This window comes from Bradyrhizobium sp. STM 3557 (genome assembly GCF_045571465.1).
Classification (GTDB): domain Bacteria; phylum Pseudomonadota; class Alphaproteobacteria; order Rhizobiales; family Xanthobacteraceae; genus Bradyrhizobium.
On the sequence record NZ_CP120697.1, the window covers coordinates 253,653 to 267,687 of the forward strand.

The 14,035-nt window shown below is 64.2% G+C and carries 13 protein-coding genes, 1 tRNA gene and 1 pseudogene; 5 read left to right on the forward strand and 10 right to left on the reverse strand.

Features of this window, described 5'->3' with window-relative positions; all coding sequences use genetic code 11:
* Positions 1-44 precede the first annotated feature (44 nt).
* Positions 45-383, reverse strand: coding sequence for a P-II family nitrogen regulator (locus P6U24_RS01145; protein ID WP_407157392.1), 339 nt, complete (start codon positions 381-383; stop codon positions 45-47).
* A gap of 215 nt (positions 384-598) precedes the next feature.
* Between P6U24_RS01145 and P6U24_RS01150 the strand changes: the two genes are divergently transcribed.
* Positions 599-1,468, forward strand: coding sequence for a DUF4339 domain-containing protein (locus P6U24_RS01150; RefSeq protein WP_407157393.1), 870 nt, complete (start codon positions 599-601; stop codon positions 1,466-1,468).
* On the opposite strand, the gene tesB is transcribed toward P6U24_RS01150, so the two are convergent.
* Positions 1,465-2,334, reverse strand: a complete 870-nt coding sequence (gene tesB / locus P6U24_RS01155; protein ID WP_407157394.1) for an acyl-CoA thioesterase II — start codon at positions 2,332-2,334, stop codon at positions 1,465-1,467. The genes P6U24_RS01150 and tesB overlap by 4 nt on opposite strands.
* Before the next feature lie 108 nt (positions 2,335-2,442).
* Here tesB and P6U24_RS01160 point away from each other — a divergent pair, with 108 nt between their 5' ends.
* Complete coding sequence (locus P6U24_RS01160; RefSeq protein ID WP_407157395.1) at positions 2,443-3,663, forward strand: ubiquinone biosynthesis hydroxylase; 1,221 nt, start codon at positions 2,443-2,445, stop codon at positions 3,661-3,663.
* Here the strand turns inward: P6U24_RS01160 and P6U24_RS01165 are convergent.
* The 3 genes from P6U24_RS01165 to P6U24_RS01175 all read right to left on the reverse strand — a co-directional run bounded on the left by P6U24_RS01165 (position 3,660) and on the right by P6U24_RS01175 (position 5,412).
* Positions 3,660-4,601, reverse strand: a complete 942-nt coding sequence (locus tag P6U24_RS01165; RefSeq protein ID WP_407157396.1) for an alpha/beta hydrolase — start codon at positions 4,599-4,601, stop codon at positions 3,660-3,662. The two genes, P6U24_RS01160 and P6U24_RS01165, sit on opposite strands and share 4 nt — an antisense overlap.
* Before the next feature lie 3 nt (positions 4,602-4,604).
* Positions 4,605-4,802 (reverse strand): Trm112 family protein, encoded by a 198-nt coding sequence (locus P6U24_RS01170; RefSeq protein ID WP_407157397.1) that lies wholly within the window; start codon positions 4,800-4,802, stop codon positions 4,605-4,607.
* Between the two features lie 67 nt (positions 4,803-4,869).
* Positions 4,870-5,412, reverse strand: coding sequence for a TetR/AcrR family transcriptional regulator (locus tag P6U24_RS01175; RefSeq protein ID WP_407157398.1), 543 nt, complete (start codon positions 5,410-5,412; stop codon positions 4,870-4,872).
* Positions 5,413-5,513: 101 nt separating this feature from the next.
* Here P6U24_RS01175 and P6U24_RS01180 point away from each other — a divergent pair, with 101 nt between their 5' ends.
* The gene (locus P6U24_RS01180; protein WP_407157399.1) at positions 5,514-5,864 is read left to right on the forward strand and encodes a hypothetical protein; all 351 of its coding nucleotides are present in this window, start codon (positions 5,514-5,516) and stop codon (positions 5,862-5,864) included.
* 26 nt (positions 5,865-5,890) lie between these two features.
* Here P6U24_RS01180 and P6U24_RS01185 read toward each other — a convergent pair whose 3' ends face one another.
* Both P6U24_RS01185 and trxA read right to left on the reverse strand, forming a co-directional pair.
* Positions 5,891-6,565 carry an LON peptidase substrate-binding domain-containing protein gene (locus P6U24_RS01185; RefSeq protein ID WP_407157400.1) on the reverse strand — a complete coding sequence of 225 codons (675 nt, stop codon included), beginning with the start codon at positions 6,563-6,565 and terminating at the stop codon, positions 5,891-5,893.
* Positions 6,566-6,605: 40 nt separating this feature from the next.
* Positions 6,606-7,526 carry a thioredoxin gene (trxA, locus tag P6U24_RS01190; RefSeq protein WP_407157401.1) on the reverse strand — a complete coding sequence of 307 codons (921 nt, stop codon included), beginning with the start codon at positions 7,524-7,526 and terminating at the stop codon, positions 6,606-6,608.
* A 488-nt stretch (positions 7,527-8,014) separates the two neighbouring features.
* Between trxA and P6U24_RS01195 the strand changes: the two genes are divergently transcribed.
* A tRNA-Gly gene (locus P6U24_RS01195) sits at positions 8,015-8,089 on the forward strand.
* 28 nt (positions 8,090-8,117) lie between these two features.
* Here P6U24_RS01195 and P6U24_RS01200 read toward each other — a convergent pair.
* The 3 genes and pseudogenes from P6U24_RS01200 to P6U24_RS01210 form a co-directional block, all read right to left on the reverse strand.
* Positions 8,118-9,518, reverse strand: coding sequence for a caspase domain-containing protein (locus tag P6U24_RS01200; RefSeq protein WP_407157402.1), 1,401 nt, complete (start codon positions 9,516-9,518; stop codon positions 8,118-8,120).
* A gap of 77 nt (positions 9,519-9,595) precedes the next feature.
* Positions 9,596-10,900: a nicotinate phosphoribosyltransferase gene (gene pncB / locus P6U24_RS01205; RefSeq protein WP_407157403.1), complete on the reverse strand. Its 1,305-nt coding sequence runs from the start codon at positions 10,898-10,900 to the stop codon at positions 9,596-9,598.
* Positions 10,901-10,962: 62 nt separating this feature from the next.
* A pseudogene (locus tag P6U24_RS01210) lies at positions 10,963-12,306 on the reverse strand (amidase).
* Positions 12,307-12,736: 430 nt separating this feature from the next.
* Between P6U24_RS01210 and P6U24_RS01215 the strand changes: the two are divergent.
* Positions 12,737-14,032, forward strand: a complete 1,296-nt coding sequence (locus P6U24_RS01215; protein WP_407157404.1) for a PQQ-dependent sugar dehydrogenase — start codon at positions 12,737-12,739, stop codon at positions 14,030-14,032.
* Positions 14,033-14,035: the final 3 nt, after the last annotated feature.

Below are 14,035 nucleotides of genomic sequence, written 5' to 3' on the forward strand. Positions count from 1 at the left end.
AGGCGTCGCGGCGCCGTTGCCGCGTATGGAAGGTGGCGGACGGCTTACAGCGCGTCGCTGTCGGTCTCGCCGGTGCGGATACGGCGGGCCTGCTCGATCGGCGTGACGAAGATCTTGCCGTCGCCGATCTGCCCGGTGCGGGCAGTGGCGGTGATGACCTCGACCGCCTTGTCAGCGAGCTCTGTCGAGACCGCGATCTCGATCCTGAGCTTGGGCAAGAAGTTCACGACATATTCCGCACCGCGATAGATCTCGGTGTGGCCCTTCTGCCGGCCATAGCCCTTGACTTCGGTGACCGTCATGCCGTGGACGCCGATCGCGGTGAGGCCATGGCGCACCTCGTCGAGCTTGAAGGGTTTGATGATCGCGACGACGAGCTTCATGGGTGTCGGCCTTGGTTTCCTCTGATCGGGCAGCCTGTTCGTGCGGCAGGCGTGCCCTTGCCGCTGTGGTCTGCCCTTAGGCAGATGGCACAAAAAAGCTGCAGCGTTAAGTGAAAAACGCGCGGACGACGGGTCACCGACTGAACGTAAACCGCGCTGGGCCGACAGAATGGAGAACCGCACCGGCGCTCATGCCACTTTCCCAAGGACCTGAAATGTCGAATCGATCCTGGTACTATGCTGCGCAGGGGGCGCAGCAGGGCCCCATCCCCGAGACCGAGCTTCGCGATCTCATATCCAGGGGCATCGTCACCGGGGAGACGCTGCTCTGGACCGAGGGCATGGCGGGCTGGGAGAAGGCGGGCCTGATTCCCGGGCTGATGGCCAGTCTCGGCAGCCGAACGCCAGGCCGGCCGCCGGCGCCCTCGAACGACATGACGGGCGCGATCGGCATGGTGCCGTTGTCGGCCAAACTCGAGCTGTGGCCCTATTTCGGTCGGGCGCTGCTGTTGGTGATTGGCGAAATCCTGGTCGTGCCGACGCCGTGGGCGGCAGTCTATTTCTATCGCTATGTGGCCGAGCGCATCCGTGTGCCAGGCCGGCCCAACATCAGCTTCATCGGCCAGCCGCTCGATATCTGGTATGTCTTCGTGGGGATGGGCGCGCTGATCTATATCAACAGGATCGACAGTGGCATCCTGCACCTTCTGGTCTTCGTCGCGCAGGGCGTCTTCGGCTGGATGATCATTCGTTGGGCCGTCAGCAAGATCGCCTCCAACGGCCAACCGCTGCCGATCCGTTTCGAAGGCAGCCCGCTCATCTATTTCGGCTGGTATTTGTTCACGATCGTCTCCGCCATCAGCATCATCGGCTGGGCCTGGGTGCTGACGGCGTGGATGCGGTGGATCTGCCGCAATATCGCCGGCACGCGGCGCGAGGTCGTGTTCAACGGCAGTGGCCTGGACGTGCTGTGGCGGACCATCGTGTTCGTGATCGGCTGCGCCTTTGTCATTCCGATCCCGTGGGTGCTGCGCTGGTACACCCAATGGTATGTCTCGCAATTTGCCCTGGTGCAGCGGGCCTAAGGCTGAGGTCGCCGCTCGCGGATCGAGCCTTCTTGCGCGACGGACGCCACCAACGTGCCATCGGGCTTGAAGATGAGGCCGCGGGTGAGTCCGCGGCCGCCCTGCGCGCTCGGCGAATCCTGCTCATAAAGCAGCCATTCGTCGGCGCGGAACGGCCGGTGAAACCACATCGCGTGATCAAGGCTCGCCGGCATCATCCGCTTGTCGAACAGCGTGCGGCCATAGCGGGCCATGACAGCATCAAGCAGCGAGAAGTCGGAGGCATAGGCCAGCGCGCACATGTGCAGCGCCGGATCGTCCGGCAGCTTGGCCGCGGTGCGGATCCAGACATGGATGCGGCCATCGCCGATCTTCTGGCCGAAATAGCGGCCGAGCTCCACCGGACGCAATTCGATCGGCCGGTCGGACTCGTAGTAGCGGCGGATGAAATCCGGCATCTCGCGAAACATCGGCTGCTTCGACACCTCCTCGGCGGTCAATTTCTCCGGCGGCGGCACGTCGGGCATGACGTCCTGATGGTCGAAGCTGCTCTCCTCGTCGCTGTGGAACGACACCATGATCGAGAAGATGGCGTTGCCGTGCTGGATTGCGGTGACGCGTCGCGTCGCATAGCTCTTGCCGTCGCGCAGCCGCTCGACCTGGTAGATGATCGGCACCTGCGGGTCGCCGGGCAGGATGAAATAGCAATGCAGCGAGTGCGGCAGCCGGCCCTCGACGGTGCGGCAGGCCGCCACCATCGCCTGACCGATCACTTGGCCGCCGAACACGCGCTGCCAGCTGGTCTTCGGGCTGTTGCCGCGGAACAAATTCACCTCGAGCGGCTCGATATCGAGGATCGAGATCAGATCGATCAGGCCCTTGGACATGGCTATAGCGCCTTCGCTGGCTCAAATACGGATGGAACGAGATGAGGTTCACCGCCCTGTTTGGTCCAGCTATACTCAGTCTGCAAGGGCAACGGTAAGCAGGTTGGCATGACGGCACAGCGAAGCATTGTGATTGGTGGCGGCGCCTTTGCCGGGCTCGCGCTGGCACTCGCGCTCAAACAGGGCCTGGGCGCCGAAGTTCCGGTGATTGTGGCCGATCCGGCGCTCGGCACCCGTCCGAGCCGCGATCCGCGTGCCAGCGCCATCGTGGCCGCCTGCCGCAAGTTGTTTGACGTGGTCGGGGTGTGGGGCGATGTCGCAGATCAGGCGCAGCCGATCCTCGACATGGTGGTCACCGACTCCAAGCTGGAAGACGCGACAAGGCCGGCCTTCCTGACCTTCACCGGTCAGGTCGAGCCGGGCGAGCCGTTCGCGCATATGGTCGAAAATCGCCTGCTGATCGATGCGCTGGTCAAGCGCGCCGAGGCCGAAGGCGTCGATCTGCGCGCCACTGCGGTGACGAGCTATGATTCGACTGCCGACGGGATCGAGGTGACGCTCGCCGACGGCAGCCGGATCGATGCCAGCCTGCTGGTTGCCGCTGACGGCGCGCGGTCGAAACTCCGTGAGCGCGCCGGCATCGTCACTCACGGCTGGGACTATAATCAGTCCGGCATCGTGGTGACCGTCGGTCACGAGCGCGACCATGAGGGCAGGGCGGAGGAGCACTTCCTGCCCGCCGGGCCGTTCGCCATCCTGCCTCTGCGCGGGCGGCGCTCTTCGCTGGTCTGGACCGAGCGGCGGTCCGAAGCGCAGCGCATTGTCGCCTTGAGCGCGGACGAATTCCACGCCGAGCTGGAGCGGCGCTTCGGCCTGCATCTCGGCGAGATCAAGGTGCTCGACCAGCCGCGCGCCTTTCCGCTGTCCTATTTCGTCGCACGTTCGTTCATCGCCCAGCGTCTGGCCCTGGTCGGCGACGCTGCGCATGTGATTCATCCGATCGCGGGGCAGGGTCTCAATTTGGGCCTGAAGGACGTCGCTGCGCTGGCCGAGGTGATCGTCGATGCGGCGAGGCTCGGCACCGATCCCGGGCAGATCGACGTGCTGGAGCGCTACCAGCGATGGCGGCGCTTCGACACCATGGCGATGGGGCTTGCGACCAACTCGCTGAACTTCCTGTTCTCGAACCAATCGACCCTGCTGCGCACCGTGCGCGATATCGGCCTTGGCCTGGTGGACCGCGCGCCGCCGCTGAAGGAGCTGTTCATCCGCCAGGCGGCGGGGCTGACCGGCGAGGTGCCGCGGCTGCTGCGCGGCGAGGCGCTTTAATTCCGCGGCCCTTCGGCGCCAATAATGAAGGCTGAGATCGCATCGATCAGGTCAGGGTCGAGCGGCCGCGCCGAATCGTTATAGGACTTGAGGTCGTCGCCATCGTCGGTGACGTCGACCAGCACGTGATTCATGTCCGGCAGCCACAGCGTCTTGGCCGCGGGCGCGGCGGCAGATAGCGCGACGAGATCGAGCCGCGGCAGCTGGCGGTCGCGGCCGCCGCCGACGATCAAGGTCGGGATGATGATCTGCTTCAACGGGTCGATCGGATCCTCGTTGAAGGCGGACGCGATGCTGGGTTGCATCGCCGGCGAAATCGGCAATCCTTCCGGTGGCGGGTCGACGACCTGACCGGCCATGATGTTGTCGATCGCCCTGGCGATCGGCTCGAACTTCTGCGGCGGCAGCTTTTTCTCGAGCTGCGCCTTCAACAGATCGCCCTGCTTCCGCGCGGAGGTAACAAGCAGGACCAGACGATCGACCGGCACCTTTCGTGCGGTCAGGATCGCGACCAGGCCGCCCTCGCTATGCCCGACCAGCACGATGCGGGCGAACTTGCCGCGCAGGAAATCGACCAGCGAGGCCGCGTCATCGACATAATCCTTGAAGCGGAAGTCTTCAGGCTTGCCGAAGGCCGGCTTCCAGCCCTTGGCGCCGCGCTTGTCGTAACGGAGACTGGCGATGCCATGCGCGGCAAGGTCCTCGGCAAGCTTCTTCAAGGTCGCGGGCTTGAGCTGCGGCCCGTTGCCGTCGCGGTCGGTCGAGCCGGAGCCGGCGATCAGAAGCGCCACCGGCGGTCGCTCGACATTGGCCGGCGTGGTCAGCACGGCATCAATCGGGCCGATGCGGATACTGCTTTCCTCTGCGCAGGCGACGAATGCGGATGCGCAGGTGAGGGCGGTGACGACAAGCGCACGGGCGAAGACCTTGGCGAACATGCGTCACTCGATCTTGCGGGCTTCTTCCGGAAGCATGATCGGGATGCCATCGCGGATCGGATAAGCGAGCTTCGCCTTGCGCGAAATCAGCTCCTGCCGGCCTGCGTCATATTCCAGCGGACCCTTGGTCATCGGGCACACCAATATTTCCAGAAGTTTCGGGTCGACGGTGTTGGCGGGGCGATCGGATGCGGCGGTCATGCGGGACTATCTCCGGCGTCAGGCCAGCCCCTCTAACATATTCGGCAGGCGGGTGTCGCATCCTGCGTCACGGCTTGTGGAGGGCGATTCGGATCAGCTCGTCGATCACGGCCTCATGCTGCGGTCTCGGAAGCGGCCGGTCCGACAGCGCAAAGCCGAGAAAAGCCCAATAGAGGATCTGCGCCCGCGCCTGCGCGATGCCCGGCGCCACGCCTTCCGCTGCGATCAGGCTCGCCACATAATCCAGCCGTCGCCGATCGATCGCCTGGACCGCGTTGCGTGCGCCAGCGTCCGTTGCAGCCCAGCTGCGCACCGCCTTTTCGAGCGCAAGCCGGCCCGAAAACGTCCGGCGCAGCAGCACCGCGAGGGGTGGTTCATCCGTTGCGGCCGCCTCGACGCCCGTGATCACCTGCTCGGCGGCGACCTCGCGCCAACGAGCCAGCAGTTCGGCGTGGAACGCGCCGATATCGGCGAAATGCCAGTAAAAGCTTCCGCGCGATACGCCCATCGCCTTGGCGAGCGGTTCGGCCTTGAGCGCGGTGAACCCCTTCGCCGCCAGTACCTTCAGGCCCTGGTCCAGCCAGTCCTTTGCAGAGAGCTGCTCGGTCATGTCATCCCGTATGTTCGCGCTAACCATACACTTGTGTCTTGACGGCCGCCAGCCGGCGCGGCATCCTCCATACAGTAGTGTATGGATGGGTGGAGGACGCAATGCGGGATGTTCTGCTGCAATGTGCTGGCATCGGCGCCATCGCGGCGTCGCTGATCCACGGTGTCATCGGCGAGACCAAGGTGTTCGCCCGCGCGCGGATCGAGCCGCAGCGGCTGCGCACATTGCTCCGGCTGGTGTGGCAGGCCGGGACGGTCGCCTGGATCGGCGGCGGCGTATTGCTGCTGCTCGTGCCCTGGATGCAATCGGATCTGGCCCGCCACGCGATCATCGTCACGCTCGCCTGCGTGTACGGCTTTGCCGCCTGCGCCAATGCATGGGCCACGCGCGGACGACATTTCGGCTGGGTGGTCTTCGCGGGCGTGACCGCTTTCGCGCTGGCCGGCTATTGACGGGCCGAGGCGTCGAACCTGCCGCGCTATTGCAGCGGCGGATCGCCCGACGTCCGCTTCTTGGCCAGGTCCATCTGGGTCACCGCGATCAGAATCTCTGCGCGTGTCTTGAGATCGGGCGCTTCCAGCATCGCCTGCTTTTCCGCCGAGCCGTAGGGCGACATCATCGCCAGCGCATTGACCAGCGCCTCGTTCGGCGCGGCCTCGATGCCGGCCCAGTCGACTTTGAGATTATTGGCTTTGAGGAAATCGGTCAGCACCGCCAGCAGCGCTTCGCGATCGACGTCCTCCTCGCCCTTGCGCGCGGTGAAATCGTCGATGAAGGGGAAGTAGTCCACCTTGCACTGCCGATAGGGGGTCAGCACGGTCATTTCCTCGACCACCTTGAACCGCGAGACGCCCGTGAGCTCGAGAATATAGCGGCCGTCGCCGGATTCGGCGAGCTGGGTGATGCGGCCGACGCAGCCAACCTGGAACAGCACCGGGCGCTCCTCATTCTGGGAATGCGTAACGTCCGGCTGGATCATGCCGATCAGGCGATGGCCATCGCGAAAAGCGTCGTCGACCATCGCGAGATAGCGCGGCTCGAAGATGTTGAGTGGCATCTGGCCGCGTGGCAGCAACAGCGCGCCCGGCAGCGGAAACACCGGGATGATCTCTGGCAACTCGGCAGGACCGCGATATTCCGCATTGATCGGCATGGGATGCCTCGTGTCCGATGGCCGCGCCCGCGGCGCTTTGTCACGAAAACAGGATCGTGGAGAGCCGCTTGCGTCCCTCGACGGTGGCCTCGTCAGCGCCGCCCCACGCCTCGAAGAACTGCACGAGCTGCTTGCGCGCGCCATCATCGTTCCATTTGCGGTCGCGTTTGACGATCTCGAGCAACTGGTCGGTCGCCTCCCGGCGCTTGCCTGCGGCGTTCAGCGCCGTGGCAAGATCGAAACGCGCCTGATGGTCGAGCGGGTTGGCCGCGACCTTCTGCTCCAGCTCGCCAACGGGGCCGAGCGACTGGGCCTGCTCGGCGAGATCGATCGCGGCCTGCACCGCGGATATTGCCGCATCGCTGCGCTTGGACTCTGGCACCATCGCCAGCGTCTGCTTGGCCTGCTCGATCGCGCCCGATGTGACATAGCACTTGGCGAGGCCGGCAAGCGCCGCAATGTTGGTGGCGTCGACAGCCAGCACCTCCGCATAAATTTGCGCGGCCGCAGCCGGATCGCCTTCGGCGAGCACGGCCTCGGCCTCCTTGAGGATTTCGGCAATGTCGGGCTCGCCTTCGCCCACGATGCCTTTGGTCAGCTTCTCGATGAACGCTGTGACCTGGGTCTCCGGCACCGCTCCCATGAAATAGTCGGCTGGCCGGCCGCCGACGAAGGCGACCACGGCGGGGATGGATTGGATGCCCATCTGCCCCGGAATGGCCGGATGCTCGTCGATGTTCATCTTGACCAGCTTGACCTTGCCCTTGGCGGCGCGGACCGCTTTTTCCAGGATCGGGGTCAACTGCCGGCACGGGCCGCACCAAGGCGCCCAGAAGTCGATCAAGACGGGCTGCCGCTTGGACTCCTCGATGACGTCCTTGCCGAAGGCCTGGGTGGTGGTTTCCTTGATCAGATCCGGCGCCAGCGGCGCCGCTCCGCCGCCCTGCTCTGCTATGGTCACGGGGGTCCTCGTCCAAGCTTCTGAAAATGGGTCTCAGGCCTGGCCGGCCTGCCGTCCGCGCTTCAATACACGGTTTTGCCTTCCTTAAGTGGCGGTCGGCCGCGAAATTTCAATCGGGTTCCAGCGAGGTAGCGTTTGGAGCCTTTTCCGTTCCGATTGGATCGGAACGGGCTCTAGCTTTTTGTTTTGACGCGTTTTCTCGACGCGAACCGGTGTCCGCTTCGCTTGAAAACGCTCTAGCCCGGGGCCACCGCGCGGATCGCCGCGACTGGGACAGCAGCAGTTCAGGTTGGGGCCAGAGACCCGCGGAATGCCTCAAATCGACGCAACATGGGGGGTATGGCCTCGAATCGCCGTCACGTAGGCGATCAAGACCCGGAACCGAAAAATATTGTCCGGTTTTCAGTGTCGCACCCCTGTTGCATTCGGCCGCCGGTTTTGGCATAGGTCTGCGCGTCGCCGGTGCGTGCTGTGCCGGAAAACAGGATGCGGGTGTAGCTCAGTGGTAGAGCACGACCTTGCCAAGGTCGGGGTCGAGGGTTCGAACCCCTTCGCCCGCTCCAAAGCCCCTTCCGACCTCCCAGCCCATATTCACTGGCCTCGGTCCCAAGCCGCGAGCGCGTCCGCGAAGGCGCGATCGCCGGATGGACCCTTGTCGATCGCGAGGATGGCCCGCCGCTTGTTGCCATAGACGAGCGGCACGTCGAACCACTCCCGGCTCTTCAGCAACTCCATATTGCGCTGCCGGTCGGATTCGACATTGGAAAAGCCGACCAGGAAGAAATCCTCCTTCACCCTGACTGAAAGGCCCGCGATCGGCGTGCCGCGGGCCTGCTCGCTGGTTTTCATCAGCATGCCCGGCACATTGTCGATGCCAGCGCCTACGAAATCGGGCGGCACGATGAAGGTCAGCTCGGCGACATGGCTGGCCGGCAGCGACGAGTCGCTGTTGCGGCGTAGCGTCAACACCATCTTCAAATGCCGATCGGGAATCTCGACGTCGGCGCGCAAGGCAACGCCTGCCTTCTCGGTGCCATTGGCCTTGACCTGCTCGATGCGCCAGACCGCCGTGCCCGCATATTGCCTGCCCTTCGGATCGCTCGGATCCTCATCATAGAGCACGGCGCGCTCCGATGTCCCCGTGGCGGTCTTCGGTGCGGCCGGAAGCGCCGCAATGGCCGCTCTTGCAGTGGGTGGCGGCGCCGCGACAAACAGGAAATGCGCATTGATCGGCGAGAACGAGACGAACGGCTGCTGCGCTCCATTGGTCTTGCGTTTCACGGCAAGGCCGCTCTCGTTGAAGACGTCGAGCAGGCCGAGGCCTGGGCGCAGCATGGTCTCGGCCAGCGTCATCGCGAACAGGTTATTAGCGTCAGAGGTCCCGGGCACGGCCGCATCGGGCTGTGCCGGATAAGACACCAGCGTGCCCTCCGGAGCGCGCATCGCCGCGAGCCCGGGTTCGGTCAGGCCGCGGCTCTGGAATGGATTATCGTGGCAGGCATCGAGCACCACCACATTGAGCCGCCTCGCCGATCCCTCCAGCTGGTGCAGCAGCAGCCCGACATGCAGCATCTGTGTATCGACGTCGCTCTCCTTGCTCGGATCGGCGTCGACCGGCACCAGGAAATTGGAGGCGCGAAGCTGGATCGCATGCCCGGCGTAGTAGACCAGCGCGACATCGGCATCCGAGATCTGCTTGCCGAAATCCTGTATGGCACGATCGAGGCTCGCTTTGTCGAGGTCGATTTGCACGGCGCCGCCAGCGAGCGTGAAGCCCGCGCTTTGCAGCGCCGCACCGATGACACGTGCGTCGCCGGCTGCGCCTTCAGGGCCCCTTGCGTGCTGATAGGTGGCGTTTCCAATCACCAACGCGACGCGCTTGTCGGCCATGGCGGGCCGTGCAGCCGCCAGCGCGATCACCAGCGTCATCGCAATCGTCAACAGCGGATCGACAGCCCACCATCGCCGCCTAATCCAAGCGAACGCCGTCATATGCACCAGCCCCCTGCGCCGAATTACGACGGTTTCATTGTAGGGATTGCACAACCGGCGTGCAATTCGCTTCGCGGTCAGACGTAGACCGGAGCCCTCACCCGGCCGGCATTGCCGAACACGCGGATGTAGCGCGCGATCTCAGTGGGATCACCGGTCGCCTTCTCCGGATTATCGGAGAGTTTGACGGCCGGCCTGCCGTCAACCGACGTCACCTTGCAGACCAGCGAGATCGGATCGAGATCGACCGAGCCGTCCGGCGAGCAGCCGACGAAATCATTGGTCAGGTTGGTGCCCCAGCCGAAGGAGAGCCGGACCCTGTTGCCGAAGCGATGGTGGATCTGCTCGATCGATTCGACATCCATCGCGTCGGAGAACACCAAGAGCTTCTGCCGGGGATCGCGACCTCTCGCCTTCCACCAGGCAATGATCTCCTCGCCGGCTTCGATCGGCGGCGCGCTATCGGGGCGGAAGCCGGTCCAGTCGGCCACCCAGTCCGGCGCATCGCGCAGAAACGCCTTGGTGCCGAAGGCGTCGGGCAGCGCGATCAGGAGATTGCCGGCGTAGGTCTGCCGCCACTGGTCCAGGATGCGATAGGGTGCAAAGCGCAGCTCGTCATCGTCTTTTGCGAGCGCGGCGGCGACCATCGGCAGCTCATGCGCATTGGTGCCGATCGCCTCGAGATCATTGTCCATGGCGAGCAGCACATTGGACGTGCCGGTGAAGGATGGCCCGAGCCCTTCCTTCACCGCCTCGACGCACCAGCGCTGCCAGAGGAAGCCGTGACGGCGGCGGGTGCCGAAATCGGACAGGCGCAGGCCATCGAGCTTGCGCAGCCGCTCGACCTTGGCCCACAGCTTGGCCTTGGCGCGGGCGAACAGCACGTCGAGCGCAAACCGCCCCTGTCCCTTCATGGCCTGGCGCGAGCGCAGCTCGTTGACGATCGCCAGCGCCGGAATCTCCCACATCGTGGTGTGGGTCCACGGCCCGTGGAAGTGCAGCTCGTACTGGCCGTCCGCCTTGCGCAGCTCATATTCAGGCAGCCGGAAATTGCCGAGCCAGGCGATGAAGTCCGGCGCGAACATATGGGTCTTGCCGTAGAAGGTATTACCGGCCAGCCAGATCAGCTCTTTCTTGGTGAAGCGGATGGTGCGGGCATGGTCGAGCTGGGCGCGCAGCTCGCCTTCGTCGATGATGTCGCCAAGCCGCACCCGCTTGGTGCGATTGATGACCGAAAAGGTCACCTGCTGATCCGGGTAGAACTCCCGAATCATCTGCATCATTAATAATTTATAGAAATCGGTATCGAGCAGGCTGCGCACGATCGGATCGAGCCGCCAGCCGTGATTGTAGGTTCTGCTCGCAATGTCCGTAACTGTCATATCGGCTTTCTACCGCGCTCGCCGAAGGGCAACCAGTGGGTTTTGCCGCGAAGGGCGTTGCACTAGCAAGAGAGCGCCGGGACACCAGGGTCGAAGGCGAGCGTGGTTTCCACCCATTTCGCGACCCTGAGAACACGGACGTCATCGCGATACCGGCCCGCGATCTGCACACCAAGCGGCAGTCCGTTCTTGCCGAAGCCCGCCGGCACCGTCGCCGCCGGTGCGCCCAGGAAGGTCCAGGGCGCGCAATATTCGGCATCGCCGGTCCAGTCGAGCCCGCGGGGCGCCTCGCCGAAAGCCGGCAAGGTCAGCACTGCGTCGAAGCCGTCGAGTTCGGCACCGAGCGCCGCGCGCCGCATCTCCTGCGCCGCCTTGGCGGCAAGGTACTCCATCGCCGATTTGGTCTTGCCGGTCTCGACGTGCTCCTTCATCACGTCGCTGACGCGATCCGGGAAACGCGCGATCAGGTCGGAAAAGATCACCGTCGCCTCACTCAGCATGATGGTGTTGATCGCGTTCCAATTGACGGCATCGAGCGTGGCCAGCTCCATGTCCTCGACGACGGCACCGGCGCTGCGCAGCGTCGCGACCGCAGCCTCGAACACCTGCTTCTGCTCAGGCTCGGCGCGCTCATATTACTTGAAGCGCACCACCGCGAGCCGCGGCTTGTCGAGCGGCGCCACGCCGGTGTCGAGATCGATCGTGAAGGCCGGCAGCGGCCGGCCGTGAAGGTCGCCATCATTGCTGCCGGCAAGCAGCGATAACGCCAGCGCAACGTCGTCGACGCGGCGGGCGAAGAAGCCGACATGATCGAGCGAGAAGCTCAGGGGATGCACCCCGACGCGCGGGATCGCGCCGAAGCTCGGCTTGAGGCCAACCACGCCGTTGAACGCGGCCGGACGGATCACCGAGCCGAGCGTCTGCGTTCCCAGCGCCAGCGGCACTAGGCCGGCAGCGACCGCAGCCGCCGAGCCCGACGACGAACCGCCGGGGGTGTGCGCCGGATTCCAGGGATTGACGGTCGGGCCGGGATGGCGCCAGGCGAATTCGGTCGAGACCGTCTTGCCGAAGATAGTGGCGCCGAGATTGCGCAGCCGCTCCACCACCCAGGCGTCGTTGGCCGGCACGTGATCACGGTAGATCCGCGAGCCGTTGGTGGTGGGCATGTCGTGCGTGGCGATGATGTCCTTGATCGCAACGGGAATGCCGGCGAGCGGCCCCTGCTTGGGCGCGACGTCGGTCGGCAGATATTCGAACGCCTTCAGCCTTGGTTCGATCGCCTTGGTGCGCGTCAGGCAGGTCTCGCCATAGGCGGCCGCTGCTGCGGGGTCATATCTGAACTGCCGCAGCAGATCGAGCACACCGGCACCGGCCGCAGGAATGGGGAGCTGGGACAAATTGGCCATCTGCGGCGTCCTCGAAACATCATGAGCATTCGGTTCACATCACCCAGGCGGCGACACATGGCCGCTCGCACGACATCTCCTCTTATCATCTCATCGGCCATGCGCGATGGCGTCTCTTTGGGCAGGCCGGTGAGATCAGCGCGGGTCGGTCATGCGATCGGCGCGGCTTGGCGATATCCGGTCTTTTGCGTTGCAAAGCAAGCGCGCCAGGTCGCCTGCAGGCGCAAGGATTTGTTGGCGCGAGCACGATGAAGCGACGTCGCGCCGCTTCTCACGCGCCGAAGATGTGGTAACATTTTTTTTGGCCTGCTCATCGCCGTGATCAGGCCACGGCCGTTGCAAGGCGGCCTACTCCGACAACGAACAAAAACAGCGACCACAAGACAACAAACAATAGTCGCAGCCTCGAGGCTGCTCAGGGAGTGAAGCGATGAAATCGGTTTTCCACCGAGGCATTCTTGCGCTCGTAGCGATCGGCTTTCTTGCCGGAACCAATATCGCCAGCGCGCAACCGCAGCCGCAAAACGACAAGCCGCTGAAGAAATACGAATCCGGCAACAAGGAGTTCTGGACCCATCCGCCGGACGACTGGTTCCTTGGCGACGAGACCGAGCAGCAGAAGGGCTTGGCGCCGCCGTCCGGTCCACCGACCGGCGCGTCGGAATCCGAGCTCGCCGACATCGTCAAAAAGATCAAGCTGCCGGCCGGCTTCAAGATCGAGGTCTGGGCGCCGGGCGTATTGGCCGCGCGCCAGATGGCCTGGGGCGACAAGGGCACCTTGTTCGTCGGCTCGTTCGGTCTCGGCAACGTCTATGCGATCACCGACAAGGACGGCAAGCGCGAGGTCAAGACCGTCCTCAAGGGGCTGAACATGCCGACCGGCGTCGCCTTCCAGGATGGTTCGCTCTACGTGATCGCGGTCGACAAGCTGATCAAGTATGAGAATGCCGAGGCCAATCTCGATCATCTCGGTGACGGCAAGGTGGTCTATGACGACATGCCGTCTTATGCCGCGCATGGCTGGAAGTACATTGCAGTCGATAAGGACGGATGGTTCTTTCTTCCGTTCGGGCCGCCCTTCAACATCGGCATTCCACCGACCTCGGTCTCGCAGATCCGCCGCGTCGATCCCAAGACCGGCAATGCCGAAATCTGGGCGCTCGGCGTTCGCAACAGCGTCGGCGGCGATGTCGATCCGCGCACGGGCAAGTACTGGTTCACCGAGAACGCCCGCGACTGGATCAGCGACGACAAGCCCTCCGACAAGCTCAACATGATCAATAAGATTGGCGAGCATTTCGGCTATCCCTACTGCCACGAAGGTGACATGCCGGATCCGAAATTCGCGATGGGCCACAAATGCTCGGAGTTCACGCCGCCAGTGCTCAATCTCGGAGCGCATGTGGCGCCGCTCGGCATGAAGTTCTACACCGGCGACCAGTTCCCCGCCGACTACAAGAACAACATCCTGATCGCCGAGCACGGCTCCTGGAATCGGCACAAATATCAGGGTGCGCGGATCGTGCGGGTGATCGTCGGTCCTGACGGAAAGAATCCCAAGCAGGAAGTGTTGGCTGAAGGCTGGATCCAAGGCGACCAGGGCTATCTCGGCCGCCCCGACGACATTATTCTCGCCAAGGATGGCTCGATCCTGGTGGCGGACGACTGGGCCGGTGCGATCTATCGCATCAGCTACAGCGGCAGCGGCAACAACAGCAAGAAGTGATGA

Excerpts from the sequence above, each read along its gene's own strand:
- P6U24_RS01145 (WP_407157392.1), bottom strand. The coding sequence starts at position 383 with ATGAAGCTCGTCGTCGCGATCATCAAACCCTTCAAGCTCGACGAGGTG.
- P6U24_RS01170 (WP_407157397.1), bottom strand. The coding sequence starts at position 4,802 with ATGACCGCCGCATCCGATCGCCCCGCCAACACCGTCGACCCGAAACTT.
- P6U24_RS01150 (WP_407157393.1), top strand. The coding sequence starts at position 599 with ATGTCGAATCGATCCTGGTACTATGCTGCGCAGGGGGCGCAGCAGGGC.
- P6U24_RS01215 (WP_407157404.1), top strand. The coding sequence starts at position 12,737 with ATGAAATCGGTTTTCCACCGAGGCATTCTTGCGCTCGTAGCGATCGGC.
- P6U24_RS01180 (WP_407157399.1), top strand. The coding sequence starts at position 5,514 with ATGCGGGATGTTCTGCTGCAATGTGCTGGCATCGGCGCCATCGCGGCG.
- P6U24_RS01200 (WP_407157402.1), bottom strand. The coding sequence starts at position 9,518 with ATGACGGCGTTCGCTTGGATTAGGCGGCGATGGTGGGCTGTCGATCCG.
- pncB (WP_407157403.1), bottom strand. The coding sequence starts at position 10,900 with ATGACAGTTACGGACATTGCGAGCAGAACCTACAATCACGGCTGGCGG.
- P6U24_RS01160 (WP_407157395.1), top strand. The coding sequence starts at position 2,443 with ATGACGGCACAGCGAAGCATTGTGATTGGTGGCGGCGCCTTTGCCGGG.
- tesB (WP_407157394.1), bottom strand. The coding sequence starts at position 2,334 with ATGTCCAAGGGCCTGATCGATCTGATCTCGATCCTCGATATCGAGCCG.
- P6U24_RS01165 (WP_407157396.1), bottom strand. The coding sequence starts at position 4,601 with ATGTTCGCCAAGGTCTTCGCCCGTGCGCTTGTCGTCACCGCCCTCACC.
- P6U24_RS01175 (WP_407157398.1), bottom strand. The coding sequence starts at position 5,412 with ATGACCGAGCAGCTCTCTGCAAAGGACTGGCTGGACCAGGGCCTGAAG.
- P6U24_RS01185 (WP_407157400.1), bottom strand. The coding sequence starts at position 6,565 with ATGCCGATCAATGCGGAATATCGCGGTCCTGCCGAGTTGCCAGAGATC.